Annotated in this window: 16 protein-coding genes; 10 read left to right on the plus strand and 6 right to left on the minus strand. The window is 59.0% G+C overall.

What is annotated here, in order from left to right:
• Positions 1 to 95 precede the first annotated feature (95 nt).
• Both EV660_RS11315 and EV660_RS11320 read left to right on the plus strand, forming a co-directional pair.
• The gene (locus tag EV660_RS11315) at positions 96 to 971 is read left to right on the plus strand and encodes an NAD(P)-dependent oxidoreductase (RefSeq protein WP_071480551.1); all 876 of its coding nucleotides are present in this window, start codon (positions 96 to 98) and stop codon (positions 969 to 971) included.
• A gap of 2 nt (positions 972 to 973) precedes the next feature.
• Positions 974 to 1,513, plus strand: coding sequence for a gamma carbonic anhydrase family protein (locus EV660_RS11320; RefSeq protein ID WP_071480552.1), 540 nt, complete (start codon positions 974 to 976; stop codon positions 1,511 to 1,513).
• Positions 1,514 to 1,829: 316 nt separating this feature from the next.
• Here EV660_RS11320 and EV660_RS11325 read toward each other — a convergent pair whose 3' ends face one another.
• The 4 genes from EV660_RS11325 to EV660_RS11340 all read right to left on the minus strand — a co-directional run bounded on the left by EV660_RS11325 (position 1,830) and on the right by EV660_RS11340 (position 4,395).
• A complete protein-coding gene (locus tag EV660_RS11325; protein WP_071480553.1) occupies positions 1,830 to 3,023 on the minus strand; it encodes a UbiH/UbiF family hydroxylase in 1,194 nt (397 codons plus the stop codon).
• 81 nt (positions 3,024 to 3,104) lie between these two features.
• Entirely contained in the window at positions 3,105 to 3,311 is a 207-nt protein-coding gene (locus tag EV660_RS11330) for a hypothetical protein (protein ID WP_100319142.1), read from the minus strand.
• Between the two features lie 125 nt (positions 3,312 to 3,436).
• A complete protein-coding gene (locus EV660_RS11335; protein ID WP_100319143.1) occupies positions 3,437 to 3,649 on the minus strand; it encodes a hypothetical protein in 213 nt (70 codons plus the stop codon).
• A 98-nt stretch (positions 3,650 to 3,747) separates the two neighbouring features.
• On the minus strand, positions 3,748 to 4,395 hold the full coding sequence (locus EV660_RS11340) for a pyrimidine 5'-nucleotidase (RefSeq protein ID WP_071480556.1): 648 nt from the start codon (positions 4,393 to 4,395) through the stop codon (positions 3,748 to 3,750).
• Positions 4,396 to 4,494: 99 nt separating this feature from the next.
• On the opposite strand from EV660_RS11340, the gene EV660_RS11345 reads away from it, so the two are divergent.
• Positions 4,495 to 5,148, plus strand: coding sequence for a GntR family transcriptional regulator (locus EV660_RS11345; protein WP_071480557.1), 654 nt, complete (start codon positions 4,495 to 4,497; stop codon positions 5,146 to 5,148).
• Positions 5,149 to 5,151: 3 nt separating this feature from the next.
• On the opposite strand, the gene EV660_RS11350 is transcribed toward EV660_RS11345, so the two are convergent.
• Both EV660_RS11350 and EV660_RS11355 read right to left on the minus strand, forming a co-directional pair.
• Positions 5,152 to 5,892 (minus strand): dienelactone hydrolase family protein, encoded by a 741-nt coding sequence (locus tag EV660_RS11350; RefSeq protein WP_084634859.1) that lies wholly within the window; start codon positions 5,890 to 5,892, stop codon positions 5,152 to 5,154.
• A 64-nt stretch (positions 5,893 to 5,956) separates the two neighbouring features.
• The gene (locus EV660_RS11355; protein WP_071482070.1) at positions 5,957 to 6,415 is read right to left on the minus strand and encodes a GatB/YqeY domain-containing protein; all 459 of its coding nucleotides are present in this window, start codon (positions 6,413 to 6,415) and stop codon (positions 5,957 to 5,959) included.
• Between the two features lie 184 nt (positions 6,416 to 6,599).
• On the opposite strand from EV660_RS11355, the gene carA reads away from it, so the two are divergent.
• The 7 genes from carA (at position 6,600) to EV660_RS11390 (ending at position 14,971) form a co-directional block, all read left to right on the plus strand.
• Positions 6,600 to 7,760, plus strand: a complete 1,161-nt coding sequence (carA, locus tag EV660_RS11360) for a glutamine-hydrolyzing carbamoyl-phosphate synthase small subunit (protein WP_071480558.1) — start codon at positions 6,600 to 6,602, stop codon at positions 7,758 to 7,760.
• A gap of 182 nt (positions 7,761 to 7,942) precedes the next feature.
• Complete coding sequence (locus EV660_RS11365; protein WP_071480559.1) at positions 7,943 to 9,148, plus strand: biopolymer transporter ExbB; 1,206 nt, start codon at positions 7,943 to 7,945, stop codon at positions 9,146 to 9,148.
• A gap of 3 nt (positions 9,149 to 9,151) precedes the next feature.
• Positions 9,152 to 10,927 carry a peptidoglycan -binding protein gene (locus tag EV660_RS11370; protein WP_071480560.1) on the plus strand — a complete coding sequence of 592 codons (1,776 nt, stop codon included), beginning with the start codon at positions 9,152 to 9,154 and terminating at the stop codon, positions 10,925 to 10,927.
• A gap of 207 nt (positions 10,928 to 11,134) precedes the next feature.
• Positions 11,135 to 12,097, plus strand: coding sequence for a malate dehydrogenase (gene mdh, locus EV660_RS11375; RefSeq protein ID WP_071480561.1), 963 nt, complete (start codon positions 11,135 to 11,137; stop codon positions 12,095 to 12,097).
• A 248-nt stretch (positions 12,098 to 12,345) separates the two neighbouring features.
• Positions 12,346 to 13,539, plus strand: coding sequence for an ADP-forming succinate--CoA ligase subunit beta (gene sucC, locus EV660_RS11380; protein WP_071480562.1), 1,194 nt, complete (start codon positions 12,346 to 12,348; stop codon positions 13,537 to 13,539).
• A 5-nt stretch (positions 13,540 to 13,544) separates the two neighbouring features.
• Positions 13,545 to 14,429, plus strand: coding sequence for a succinate--CoA ligase subunit alpha (sucD, locus tag EV660_RS11385; protein ID WP_071480563.1), 885 nt, complete (start codon positions 13,545 to 13,547; stop codon positions 14,427 to 14,429).
• Positions 14,430 to 14,458: 29 nt separating this feature from the next.
• Entirely contained in the window at positions 14,459 to 14,971 is a 513-nt protein-coding gene (locus EV660_RS11390) for a DUF805 domain-containing protein (protein ID WP_071480564.1), read from the plus strand.
• The last annotated feature ends 35 nt before the right edge of the window (positions 14,972 to 15,006 follow it).

The raw sequence follows: 15,006 nt of genomic DNA on the forward strand, positions 1-15,006 counted from the left end.
AGATGAAGGGGGCTTTATATTGACGGTGGGTGTGGCCCTGATAGGTATTGCCCCTGCGACCAAAGCGCAATCACAAGAATTCGAGGGGGGATGCAATGAGTAAACTGGCTTTTCTGGGGCTTGGGGTGATGGGGGGGCCGATGGCGGCGCATCTGGCGAAGGCCGGGCATGAGGTAACTGTCTATAATCGCACAACCTCCAAGGCCGAAGGATGGGTTTCGGCGCATGGCGGCAGCTTTGCCAGCACCCCGCGAGAGGCGGCCGAAGGGGCCGAGTTCGTGATTGCCTGTGTGGGAAATGACGATGATTTGCGCAGCGTGTGTTTGGGCGATGAGGGCGCATTTGCCGCGATGGCGCAGGGAAGCGTCTTTGTCGATCACACGACTGTGTCGGCACAAGTGACGCGCGAGTTATATGCGGTCGCCAAGGCGCAGGGTGTGGGTTATGTCGATGCGCCAGTATCTGGCGGGCAGGCGGGCGCTGAAAACGGGGTTCTGTCGATCATGTGCGGCGGTGATGCGGAGGATTTCGACCGTGCCGCGCCGATCATGGACGCTTATGCGCGGATCGCGCGGCGCATGGGCGAGAGTGGCGCGGGCCAGATTGCCAAGATGATGAACCAGATCTGTATCGCCGGGGCGGTTCAGGGGCTGGCCGAGGCGCTGCATTTTGGCGAGAAGGCCGGTATGGACGGGCGCGCAGTCGTCGAGGTCATCTCTCAAGGGGCGGCGGGGTCCTGGCAGATGCAGAACCGTCATGGCACCATGCTTGATGGCGAGTTCAAACACGGATTTGCAGTGGACTGGATGCGCAAGGATCTTGGGATTTGCCTTGCTGCCGCCGATGAAGTCGGCGCGGCCCTGCCAGTGACAGCGCTTGTGGATCAGTTCTACAAGGAGGTGCAGAATATGGGTGGCGGGCGCTGGGACACCTCTGCCCTGATCGCGCGGCTGCGCAAGCTGGGAGAGTAAGGATGCTGTATACCCTTGACGGGGTCAGTCCGACACTGCCCGCGAATGGCGACTACTGGGTCGCGCCGGGCGCGCATGTGATCGGGCATGTCGTGATTGGCGAAGGCGTGTCGATCTGGTTCAATTGCACCCTGCGCGGCGATAACGAGCCGCTGGTGATCGGTGAGGGCAGCAATATTCAGGAAAACTGTGTATTGCACACCGATATGGGCTACCCGCTGACAATCGGCGCGCAGTGCACGATCGGGCACAAGGCCATGCTGCATGGCTGCACGATTGGTGATGGTTCGCTGATCGGGATGGGGGCGACCGTGTTGAATGGTGCAGTCATTGGCAAAGGCTGCCTGATCGGCGCGGGGGCCTTGGTGACAGAGGGCAAGGTTATTCCCGACGGATCGCTGGTCATGGGGTCTCCGGGGCGTGTTGTGCGTGAATTGAACGCCGAGGCGCAGGCAAAGCTGCTCGCCTCTGCTGCGGGTTACCGGGCCAATATGCAGCGCTTTCGCAAGGGACTGAGTCCGATGGGAGCCACGGGCGCCTAGGTTTTACTGCTTGATACAGGATGCTCCGTGACAGCATTGAGGGGTTTTGCGGACATTCAGTTGCGCGGAGTCGAGGCCGAAGGCCGCCGAGCATCGCCGGGCCGCCCCCACGGCACGGCGATTGGGCTGCCCCCAGCGCAACGATCTGATCTTTCGCGGACTTGGCCAGCATAAACCGCTGTAGAGCAAACCTTGGATCGCCGCACCGCGGCACGACGCTACGCGGCTTTGTACCCAGTGCTTTATATCCGCAAAGTCCCGCAATACTGACCCGTCACATCAAGACGCCACTTTGTGTCAGCTATGGCACACTGGATTACGACCTGACGCCGATTCCCATCTGCATCAGCGTGCGCCGCACAGGGGCCGCCGAATACATCATGTCCAGCATCTTTGCGCGTGCATCGCGCAGCGGCTGGGAATGGATCATGGAAGCGCGGTTCAACATGCCCACCCCGGTCACACGCATTGCAACATCGGGGTAGCGGCGGCGGTTATAGGCCGACAGCATCGCAGGCGTTCCCAGCGTTTCCGGCGTGGCAAGGTCAATCAGCGCCGAAAGATCGGCCAGTGACATGTTCAGCCCTTGTGCGCCGATCGGGGGCACGACATGCGCAGCCTCTGCCATCAAGGCCGTGCGTTCGGCATGGAAGCGTTCTGCGATCTGGCTGATGATCGGCCAGACAGTCAGGCGTGACGCCAGTTTCAACGGACCAAACAGCCCACAAGAGCGGATGTTCATCTCTTCCTCGAAATCTGCGGGTGCAAGCGACTGCAACCGTGCGACCTCGGGTCCGGTTTCCATCCAGACAATGGCAGAGCAGGGCTGTCCATCCCGGTCAGGCAGCGGGACAAATGTGAATGGTCCGCCAGAACGGTGGATCTCGGTCGAAACATTCTCGTGTGGCACTGGGTGCGTCACGGCAAAAGCCAGCGCTTTTTGACCAAAGCGCGTTGTTCGAACGCCGATCCCCAGTGCCTGACGCATGGGCGAGTTGCGCCCGTCAGCGGCGACCAGCAGCCGCGCCTCTACCGTGCTGCCGTCGGTCAGGCCGATCAGCGCCGCCGATTCCCGCGTGGTCAGCCGACGCGTTCCAATGCCGGGTCGGAATGTGACATTCGGCAACTCCGCCAATCTGGCCACACATTCGCGCTTCAGCAGCCAGTTGGGCAGGTTCCATCCGAAGGGCTGGTCGGAAATGTCGGCGGCGTCAAAGGCATGGCTGACGCGTGGCGTTGGGTCTTCGCCGCCTGCATCGACGATCCGCATAACCTGAAGGGGCATGGCATATGCGTCAAACCGTTCCCATAATCCTGCCTTTTGCAGGATGTCGACGGACGGTTGCAGGAAAGCCGTGCTGCGCAAATCAGATCCGGCATCGGATTCGGCCATCACCGGTGGGGTTGGATCGACGCACAGGACTGAATACCCCTGAGTGCCGAAGGCCGCAGCAGCGGTCATGCCCGCTATGCCCCCCCCGGAAACAACCACATCAAACTGCTCTCGCATCGCACCATCCTTCGTAACTTGACAGTAGTCTAGCGCTTGGCGTCGCGGGTGCAATGCTGCACCTGCAATGCAGCGGCAAACCTAGCCAAAAACAATGAAAATCAGCACGATCACCATGCCGATAGCGGCAGGCACCATGACCGAAACCAGTCCGGGCAGGCCCCAGACCATGGTTGCGATGACAAGCACATTCAAAAATACCATCAACCCTGCCCAGATCGGCCAGGGTTCTTCGTCATTGCGCCAGTCGCGCTTTTTTTCGTGATGGTGGGGTGAGTTATCAGTCATCGCGGACATCCTCCGATAATATGTATCGGAGATGTATGATAACTATACCCCGACGACAGGACGGCACAATGTCGCGCGACTGATGCGCGCAGGGGGCGTTTATGCCCTGCGCGCGAGGCAGGTCGCTAGCCGAAAACGATGAAACACAACAGAACCAGCATCGCGAGCGCGGCGGGCACCATGACGACAACGAGGCCCGCAACGCCCATCGTCACCACAGCGGTGACAAGGGTTGCGACCACAAAGAGAATGGCAGCCCAGATCCCCCAAGGTTCATTGGCGAGTGATTTCGGCAAACTGGTTGTTGCGGAAGCTGGTTGGGTTGCTGCGTGTGTCATGATCGTTCCTCCTGAAAACATGAAACCCCGCATAAGGTTTTTCTCGCTGCGTCGCAGCATGACACATTGTCGCGCATCGGACGCTGAAGGAGTGGTGATCAGGGGCGCAGCTTTGACAAGAACGCGGTCAAGTCATTTGTATGATGCTGGATATGCGGTGCATCATGGCGTTCAGGGGCAACATGGACTGTGCGCATCCCCAATTCAAAAGGGGCCGCCAGATTGCGCGGGTCATCCTCGAACATGGCAGCAAGGGCCGGGTCCAGCCCGTCCAACGCAAAGACCTGCGCAAACGCATCCTGTTCCGGCTTGGGGCGGTAGCCTGCATGTTCGACCCCATAGATCGCATCGAACAAACCATTCAGACCGCGCGCCTCGATCACGCGCAAGGCATAATCGGCCGAACCATTGGTGTAGATGATCCTGCGGCCGGGCAGGGCCGCTATCTGGTCGCGCAATTCAACATCGGGGCTAAGGACCGAGAAGTCGATGTCATGGACTTGTTGCATATAGGGCACCGGGTCGATCCCGTGTTCGTGCATCAGCCCGGCCAGAGTCGTGCCATAGTGTTGCCAATAGGTTTTTCGCAGATGGTTGGCTTCTGACTGTGTGACGCCAAGCGCGTCCATCACATAGCTGACCATCTTGACCTCTATCTGGTCAAAAAGGCGCATTTGAGGGGGGTAAAGTGTGTTGTCCAGATCAAAGACCCAGTCACGCACATCTGTAAAACATTCTGCTGGCATGGCGGGAACATTATTCGGAAAATGTGAAAGAGCAAGGCACAAGGGCTTGTCATCAGGCGCGATCCCGTCTTTTGTAACCAAAAAAACAATGAGTATGACATGACAGAGACGAAACCCATGAAAGATGCCTATTCGCTGATCCTTGAGGCGATTGATCTGGGCACATACAAACCCGGTGACCGGCTTGTGGAATCAGAACTGGCAGAGCGTTTCGGGGTTTCGCGCACTCCGATCCGAGAGGCGCTGCAACGGCTGGAGACACAATCCCTTCTGACTCGTGATGGCCGCTCGTTGATTGTGGCCTCGCTCGATCACAACCAGTTGGCGGAACTCTATGTCGTCCGGTCAGAGTTGGAAGGGCTCGCTGCACGATTGGCGGCACGCCATGCGACACAAGAAGAAGTGCGCCTGTTGCGCGGTATGATCGAAGAAGATCGTGCGCTGATAGATGATCCTCAGGCACTCAGCCGTGCCAACAAACGATTTCATAAACAGATCCACCTTGCGTCACATAACCGCTATCTGGTGCAGCAGCTTGATCTTGTGCATCGGTCGATGGCGCTGCTTGCCACCACTTCGCTATCTTTTGAAGGGCGCGGGCTTCAGACCCTTGAAGAACATCACCGGATCGTAGAGGCGATCGCCGCAGGGGACGGCGACCGCGCTTATGAAGCGCTGAAGCAGCATATCTCACTGGCTTTTGAAACGCGCCTGCGTCAGGATTCGATGGCGGAAGCGCGCTTTTCTGTCTGAGGATCAGAGCACCTCGTCAAGAAATTCCAGCAAAGCAGCTTCTGCCTTGGCGTTGGCATCCGGATCCCAGTCATTGGACCCTTCAACCGTGAAGGAGTGCCGCGCGCCACCGAATATGCGCGATTCATGCGCAACCCCTGCTTCGCGCAACTCGTCCATCAGGGCTGCCAGATCCGCCATGCCAGAGACGGGATCGGCAGAGCCATGCAGGACCAGCACCGGCCCTTGCGTCGCGCTGTAATCCTGACCTTCGGGCGCACCAAGCCCACCGTGGAAGCTGACAAAGCCCGCCATGTCGAAACCTGCACGCGCCCCTTCCAGCGCTGCGGCCCCGCCGAAGCAATAGCCTGTCAGCACCATCTGATCTGGCACATTCTCCAATGCGCCGGCGGCTTCTGCCCCGGCTGCGATCCGCGCGCGAAATTCGTCCCGGTCGCCATAAAGTGCGCCGGTTTCGCGGCGGTAATCATCAATCCCGTCCAGCACGGCATCGCGCCCGAACAGATCCAGCGCGACCCCGACAAAGCCTGCTTCGGCCATCGCATCGGCGCGTGCGATTTCATGGTCGTTCAGCCCGTCCCAATCATGCACGATAAGAACCGTTCCGCGTGCCTCGCCTTCTGGCATTGCAACATAGCCCTCGAACACAGTTTCGCCGACGGTGTATTCGAAATTCTCGGCCATTGCCGGGGCTGCGACCAGAAAGGTGCATGTGGCGAGAAATGTAGCATGTGACATTTTCATTGGTTTTCCCTCCTGTAGTCGCCCACAAGATAGCGCTGCCTTGAAAATGCCAAGGGCATCCGGCTCAGGTTAGCTTTTGCTTGACCAGCCCGCCTGCCTTGCCGAAATCCATTTGTCCTGCATAATCCGCTTTCAGCGCGGCCATGACCTTGCCAATATCGCGCACAGAACTGGCGCCGGTTTGCGCGACAGCTTTCTCGATAGCGGCTGTGACTTCATCATCGCTCAATTGTCGCGGCAGGAAGCTTTCGATCACTGCAATTTCTGCGGTTTCTTTCTCCGCCAGGTCCAGCCGCGCGGCTTCTTCATAGGCGCGGGCCGAATCACGGCGCTGTTTGACCATACGGGTCAAGACGGCGGTCAGGTCGGCATCCGTCAATTCGCTGACGCCCTGATCCCCGCGCGCCGCAATTTCGCGGTCCTTTATGGCGGCATTGACCAGCCGCAGCGTGGCCAGCCGCTCACTATCCCGCGCTTTCATCGCGGTCTTGAGTTCGCTTGAAATCTTGTCACGCAAGGACATCTGGTCGCTCCTGTCAGCACGAATGTTCAAGCATTGCAGACTACAGCCCTGCGCAGAGCGCAGCAAGCACCGATAGCGCCGCATGATATTTGGCAGAACAATGCGCCGAGAGGCCGGTTCGCCTTGATTCTCTCTCGCGCGCGCCTTAGAGGTGCGCGCAAATCCGAACAGACGGAGACGCGCCATGTCTGCCCAGACTTCCAAGCCCACTGCGTGCCTTGCCCTGGCCGATGGGACCATCTTTTACGGCCGAGGTTTCGGCGCAACTGGAGAGACAGTGGCCGAGTTGTGCTTTAACACCGCCATGACCGGCTATCAGGAGATCATGACCGATCCGTCCTATGCCGGACAGATCGTGACTTTCACCTTCCCGCATATCGGCAATGTCGGCGTAAACCCGGATGACGACGAAACGCAGGACCCCGTCGCCGCTGGCATGGTGGTGAAGTGGGACCCGACAGTTCCGTCAAACTGGCGCGCGGCTGAGGATCTGGTGAGCTGGCTGAGCAAACGCGGCCGCATCTGTATTGGCGGGATCGATACCCGCCGCTTGACGCGGGCCATTCGCCAGCAGGGCGCGCCGCATGTGGCGCTTGCGCATGACCCGGATGGGAATTTCGACATAGAGGCGCTGGTCGCAAAGGCACGCGCATGGAAAGGGCTTGTCGGGCTGGATCTGGCGCGTGATGTGACCTGTGCGCAGTCCTATCGTTGGGATGAGATGCGTTGGGCATGGCCTGAGGGATATACCCGCCAGACTGCGCCCGTGCACAAGGTCGTTGCAATTGATTATGGCGCAAAGCGCAACATTTTGCGCTGCCTTGCTTCCGCTGGGTGTGATGTGACCGTATTACCAGCGACCGCCACCGCCGAAGATGTGCTGGCGCTGAACCCCGATGGCGTTTTCCTGTCAAACGGCCCGGGGGACCCGGCGGCAACGGGCGAATATGCTGTGCCTATGATCCGCGATGTTCTAGCCGCAGACCTGCCTGTTTTCGGCATCTGCCTTGGGCATCAGATGCTGGCGCTGGCGCTAGGGGCGCAGACCATCAAGATGAATCACGGCCATCATGGCGCGAACCATCCGGTCAAGGATCACGACACCGGCAAGGTCGAGATCACTTCGATGAACCACGGATTCGCGGTGGACAGCCAGTCCCTGCCTAAAAATGTGATAGAGACGCATACGTCCCTGTTCGACGGGTCGAATTGCGGCATCAGGATGACGGATCGCCCGGTCTTCTCTGTCCAGCACCACCCAGAGGCCAGCCCCGGCCCTCAGGACAGCTTCTATCTGTTCGAGCGTTTTGCTGCGTCAATGGCCGCGCGCAAGTCCGAAGGGTGATCTTCACCTGACCGGAGCGGACCAAGGCTGTTTTGAACTGTGCAGGCGGGCCGACAAGCCCGACCCGCTTGTGCATTGAGCACACACAAGAATATTTTGTGTGCTGCGCCAAATGCCTGTTGGCAGGGCCTCAAGACTGACTTAGTGTGAGAGTAGTCACAAGAGGATCAGGACGCCCGATCATGGCCAGATCCCAAATTGGGGTGCAGACACAGTTTTCCCGCCCAGTGCGCCAGATCGTGATGATGCTTGTCGTCCTCGCGCTTGTTGCGGTTGGGACATGGTTTGCGCTGCCAGCAGTCTCAGGAATTTTCCTCGCCAATGTCTGGCTGAACGGTTTCATCTTCTTTGTTTTTATCGTGGGGGTCTTTGCCACGTTCTGGCAGCTCATCCAGCTAAACCGCTCGATCATCTGGATCGAGGGGTTTGCGGCGGGCACCCCTGGACACGAAGCGACCGTTCCGCCTGCCTTGCTGGTGCCGTTGGCGGCATTGCTGCGGGGGCGCGGGCGTGGCAGTCAGATCGGGTCCAGCTCTGCATCCTCCATTCTGGATTCAGTGGCGACACGGCTGGACGAGTTGCGCGACATAACGCGCTATATCATCTCACTTCTGATCTTTCTGGGTCTGTTGGGTACATTTTACGGCTTGGCAACGACCGTGCCCGCCGTGGTGGACACGATCCGTTCGCTTGCGCCGGAAGACAATGAAACCGGCATTCAGGTTTTCGATAACCTGATGACCGGGCTTGAAGCGCAGCTTGGCGGCATGGGCACGGCGTTTTCTTCGTCGCTGCTGGGCCTTGCCGGCTCGCTGGTTGTTGGGATGCTGGAATTGTTCGCTGGTCATGGGCAGAACCGCTTTTACCGGCAACTGGAAGAATGGCTCAGCTCGATCACGCGTCTTGGTGTTGTCGGCGATCAGGAACACGGCGCAGATACGGGGGCCATGGTTCAGGTCATGGATGGCATGATCGAACAAATGGCGGCGATGTATCGTCATCAGGTGATCGCCGATCAGGAACGTGCTCAGTTGGATCAGGCTTTGGGGGGGCTGGCGGAAGCGATTGACCGGCTTTCAACAGGGGGGGGCGACGCGTCGCGATCGTCCGACAATGCACTGATACACGCGATGGAACGGATCATTGCGGGGCAGGATGCGTTGTTACATGAAATGCGCCTGCATGCGGATGACAATGGCCCCTCTGCGCAAGCCGAAATGCGCCTGCGGTTGCGCAATATAGACGGCCAGTTGCTGCGCATCGCCGAAGAGGTTTCGGCGGGACGTGTTGAAACGACCGCCGATCTGCGGGCGGATTTGTCGTCTTTGACTGTCGCTGTCCGGCAATTGTCACGCTCTGGGTTCAGTGCGCGCCGGGATGGAGAGTAAGCGATGGCGCTGGCGCGCAGATCAGGGCAGCGGCGCGATGTAAGTGGGGCCATCTGGCCCGGCTTCGTCGATGCGATGACCGCGCTTTTACTGGTGCTGATGTTTGTGCTGTCGATCTTCATGATCGTGCAATTTGTGCTGCGCGACACGATTACCGCACAAGATACCCAGCTTGAGGGGCTTTCTGCCGAAGTCGCTTCGCTTGCCGATGCCTTGGGCCTGTCGCGTGCACGCGTGGCCACTTTGGAAGGCGAGGTCGGCGCCTTGTCCAGCGATCTGGAGCAGGCGCGCGCGCTGGCTGCTGCGCAAATGGCGCAGGTTTCTAGCTTAACTGACGATCTGGCTGCGCGCGAGCAGGCGCTTGATGCAGCACAGGCCCGGATCACAGATTTTGAAGCACAGGTTGCAGCGTTGATTTCATCGCGCGATGCCGCTGTCGCACGTGGCGATGCCCTAAGCACGGATCTGGCCGAACTGGAAGCCGCGCAAGACCAGCTTTTGTCAGAACGGGACGCGATGGCGCTGGCATTGGCGTCGCTGCGTGAAGAGATGGACGCCGAGGCCGAGGCCGCGCGCCTTGCTGCTGCGCGCGCCGAAGCGGTCGAGGCTGCGCTGGCGCAGATGCAGGCCGACACCGCATCACAAGAAGCAACGCTTGCCCAGCTTGCCGCACAGCTTTCGGCGGCCGAAGAGCGGGTGCAGGATCAGGCGCGGGTTGAGGCTGAACTGCGCAGTGATCTTGACGCGGCTGCAAATGTCGCTTTGGTCGAACGTGCAGCGGCGGAAGCCTTGCGCGCAAGGCTTGCCGGGGTGGAGGCAGAGTTGAGTGCGGAGGAGCGCCGCCGCCTGGCCGATGCCGCTGCGGCAGAAGCGCTGCGCGCGCGCCTGGAAGATGCAGATGCCGAATTGACCGCTATGACGCTTGCCTTGGAGGAGCAACGCCGCCGCGCCGAGGAGACGCTGACCTTGCTGGCCGCCGCACGGGAGGGGCAGGCCGAAGCAGAAGCCGCGCTTGAAGCCGAAATATCGGAGCGAGAGCGCCTTGCCGCGCTGCGCGCCATGGCGGAACAAAGCCTGTCAGAACGGGATGCGCAATCACTGGCAGATCAACGCAGGCTAGAGGTTCTGAACCAGCAGGTCGCCGCTTTGCGGGGGCAGGTGGGCAGCTTGCAGGATTTGCTGGGTGATGTCCGCGCCCGCGAAGAGGCCGCGCAAACCCAGATTGAAAGCCTTGGTTCGGATTTGAATGTGGCCTTGGCACAATTGGCCGTCGAACAGCGCGCGCGCGCAAATCTGGAAGCCGCCGAGCGCGAGCGGCTGGAGCGGTTCCAGTCAGAATTCTTTGGCCGCTTGCGCGATGTGCTTGAAGGGCGGGACGAGATCGAGATTGTGGGCGACAGGTTCGTTTTCTCCTCCGAGGTGCTGTTTCAGCTAGGGTCTGCCACGCTTGCACCTGCGGGGCAGGCGCAGATTGCCAATGTCGTCAATGTCTTGCGCGAGGTGTCTGATAGTATCCCCCCGGAAATTGACTGGATCCTTCGGGTGGACGGACATACTGACGACATCCCGCTTGGGCCGGGGGCGGAATGGCGCGACAACTGGGCACTTAGCCAGGCGCGTGCATTGTCGGTTGTGCGGTTCATGACCGACCAGTTGGGGTTCGATCCGCGCAGGCTGGCAGCAACAGGGTTCGGGGAATACCGCCCGGTCGATACTGCGGACACGCCAGAGGCCCGTGCGCGCAACCGCCGGATCGAGTTGAAGCTGACGGAACGCTGAACCATCATCGCGCGGCGCAGGAGTCTGGCGCAAGGGCAGGGCCCTATTTGCAAAGTCCACACAATAGACACTCAAGGATAACCCAGAAGACCAGCCATGTGCGCGCTATCACCAAGGCTGATACCCTCTCATTCATGTGATGCTCTTGCGTCAGAGAGAGGAAGGCACTAGGCAAGGCGCGTCACATAAACGATCCGGAGATCACGAATGGCCAGACCCAGAATTGCACTGATCGGTGCGGGACAGATTGGCGGCACGCTTGCCCATCTTGCCGCGATCAAGGAACTTGGCGATGTTATCCTGTTTGACATTGCCGAAGGCACACCACAGGGCAAGGCGCTCGATATTGCTGAATCCGGCCCTTCCGAGGGGTTTGACGGCAGTTTCAAAGGCACCAATGATTACGCCGATATCGCGGGTGCGGATGTCTGCATCGTTACCGCCGGTGTCCCGCGCAAGCCGGGGATGAGCCGCGATGACCTGTTGGGCATCAACCTGAAGGTCATGAAATCCGTGGGCGAAGGCATTGCAGCACATGCACCGAATGCCTTTGTGATCTGCATCACCAACCCGCTGGATGCAATGGTCTGGGCGCTGCGCGAGTTTTCGGGCCTGCCGCATAACAAGGTTGTCGGCATGGCGGGCGTGCTTGATTCGGCACGTTTCCGTCATTTCCTGAGCCTTGAGTTTAAAGTGTCGATGCGTGATGTCACGGCATTCGTTCTGGGCGGGCATGGCGACACGATGGTGCCGCTTGTGCGTTACTCGACCGTTGCAGGCATTCCGCTGCCAGACCTGATCGAGATGGGCTGGACCAGCCAGGACAAGCTTGATGCGATCGTACAGCGCACGCGCGATGGCGGGGCAGAGATTGTGGGCCTGTTGAAAACGGGTTCTGCGTTTTATGCACCGGCAACCAGCGCGATTGAAATGGCAGAGGCCTATTTGAAAGACCAGCGTCGCTTGCTGCCCTGCGCGGCCTATTGCGACGGAGAGTTCGGCCTGAAAGGCATGTATGTCGGCGTGCCCACGATCATCGGCGCCAACGGGATTGAAAAGGTCATCGACATCAAGCTGACGAAGGACGAGCAGGTCATGTTCGACAAGTCGGTTGATGCCGTTCGTGGCCTTGTGGAGGCTTGCAAGGGCATTGATCCCAGCTTGGCCTAAGCCGTCAGGCGGATATTCGTATCAAAAGGTCGCGCGACAGCGCGGCCTTTTTTATAGGATATGTCGGGTTCTTCCCTTGTTCTTAGACCAGTTCTTAATGTTGGCGAAAAATGTGATCACACGTTTCAAAACTGTGATCACAAAGTTCCGATTTTACCTGAATTCACTTATTTTACAGAAGTTTTTCATTGTTTTTCGTACTGAATCTGCGATGCACGGACAGACAACAGCAGATATGGGACAGTTTCATGAACATTCATGAGTATCAGGCAAAAGGGCTTCTGCGCTCTTACGGTGTGCCTGTTTCGGACGGGCGCATTGTTTTCAAGGCCGAAGAGGCAAAAAGCGCCGCAGGCGAGATGGATGGCCCGCTTTGGGTGGTCAAGGCGCAGATCCACGCCGGTGGGCGCGGTAAGGGCAGCTTCAAAGAAGCCTCTGCCGGCGAAAAGGGCGGCGTTCGTCTGGCCAAGTCTGTCGGTGAAGCCGAAGAACACGCCAAGCAGATGCTGGGCCGCACATTGGTTACGCATCAGACCGGACCGGCTGGCAAGCAGGTCAACCGCATCTACATCGAAGATGGCTCGGATATTGAGCGCGAGTTGTATCTGGCACTTCTGGTCGACCGCGTCAGCAGCCGCATCAGCTTTGTCGTATCCACCGAAGGCGGCATGGATATCGAAGAAGTCGCGGCGAACACGCCCGAAAAGATCCTGTCTTTCAGCGTTGATCCGGTTACCGGCATTCAGGGCTTCCACGGTCGCCGCGTCGCATTCGCGCTGGGGCTGGAAGGCAAGCAGGTCAAGCAATGCGTCGATCTGGTCAGCAAGCTCTATAAACTGTTCATCGAGCGCGACGCCGAAATGGTCGAGATCAATCCGCTGATTGTGACCGACAAGGGCGATTTGAAATGCCTTGATGCCAAGATGGGCTTCGACTCAAACGCGCTCTATCGCCAGCCCGACATTCTGGCGCTGCGCGACGAGACGGAAGAAGACCCCAAGGAACTTGCTGCCAGCAAATATGACCTGAACTACATCGCGCTGGATGGCGAGATTGGCTGCATGGTCAATGGTGCCGGTCTGGCAATGGCGACGATGGATATCATCAAGCTTTATGGCGCGGAACCTGCCAACTTTCTGGACGTTGGGGGTGGGGCGACCAAGGAAAAAGTGACCGAGGCCTTCAAGATCATCACCTCTGATCCGAATGTAAAAGGCATTCTGGTCAATATTTTCGGTGGCATCATGCGCTGCGACATCATCGCCGAAGGTGTGATTGCCGCGGTCAAGGAGGTTGGGCTTCAGGTTCCGCTTGTCGTCCGTCTGGAAGGCACGAATGTCGAGAAGGGTAAGGAAATCATCGCTGGTTCTGGTCTGAATGTGATCGCTGCTGACAACCTGTCGGATGCAGCAGAGAAAATCGTCAAAGCGGTGAAGGGGTAAGTTCGATGGCTGTTCTTGTTGATAAAAATACCAAAGTCATCTGCCAGGGTTTCACCGGCTCGCAGGGCACATTCCATTCCGAGCAGGCGATTGCGTATGGCACGCAAATGGTTGGCGGCGTGACGCCGGGCAAGGGTGGTCAGACCCATCTGGACCTGCCGGTGTTCGACTCGGTGCACGAAGCCAAGTCAAAAACCGAGGCGAATGCCAGCGTGATTTATGTGCCGCCGCCCTTCGCGGCTGATTCGATCCTTGAGGCGATTGATGCCGAGATGGAATTGATCGTGTGCATCACCGAAGGCATTCCGGTGCTGGACATGATGCGCGTCAAGCGCGCCCTTGAAGGAAGCAAATCGGTTCTGATCGGTCCCAACTGCCCCGGCGTCATCACGCCAGATGCCTGCAAGATCGGCATCATGCCCGGCCATATTCACCGTCGCGGTTCCGTCGGGGTGGTGTCACGTTCCGGGACGTTGACCTATGAGGCAGTTAAACAGACAACTGATGTAGGCCTTGGCCAGTCCACATGTGTGGGCATTGGCGGCGACCCGATCAAGGGTACTGAGCATCTGGATGTTCTGGAATGGTTCCTTGCCGATGATGAAACGCATTCGATCATCATGATCGGAGAAATTGGCGGCAGTGCCGAAGAAGAAGCCGCGCAATTCCTGAAGGATGAAGCTGCACGCGGCCGCAAGAAACCGGTTGCAGGCTTTATTGCCGGGCGCACGGCCCCTCCGGGGCGGCGCATGGGCCATGCCGGCGCAATCGTCGCTGGCGGCAAGGGCGGCGCAGAAGACAAGATCGAAGCGATGAAAAGCGCCGGAATCGTTGTCGCGGATAGTCCGGCGGGCCTGGGTGAGGCCGTTCTCAAGGCGATTGGTAAATAGTATCTGGTGTCCGCAGGAAAGGCACAGTCATGACTTTCACAGCAGCCGTGAGGCGCGGTTTTGAGAACACACTGAAATTTTCGGGGCGCTCACGCCGCCCCGAATACTGGTGGTTCTTCCTCTTTGTCTTTGTGGGGGCATTCGTGCTGTCGCTGGTTCAGATGGTGATGGGCATGACGGGCGACTGGCTGGTGCGATTGTTCCAGTTGGTCGTCTTCGTGCCGTTCCTTGCGGTGGGCTGGCGCAGATTACAGGACACGGGCCGGCCAGGTTGGTATCTGTTGGTTCCCAGCGCGATTGTTGTCATCTCGTCCATCATGGTGGGCAGCCTCTCTGCAAGTATGATGCAGGGGGGCTTTGGTGCCATGATGCAGGGCGGGCCTGCAAACGGGATGCCGATGGGCGTCCAGCCGGGACAGCCTGCCTTGATCATGCTGCTGGCCGTTGCGCAATTCGTGGCGGGTGTTGTTATCATCTGGTGGATGACCCGCCCCAGCCAGCGCGGCGAGAACCGTTTCGGCCCTGAGCCGCGCGTCAAATAGCTTAGATTTAACCCTCAAGTGCCACAGAGGTGCTC

It is taken from the genome of Roseinatronobacter bogoriensis DSM 18756 (assembly GCF_004366635.1).
In the GTDB taxonomy this organism is placed as follows: domain Bacteria; phylum Pseudomonadota; class Alphaproteobacteria; order Rhodobacterales; family Rhodobacteraceae; genus Roseinatronobacter; species Roseinatronobacter bogoriensis.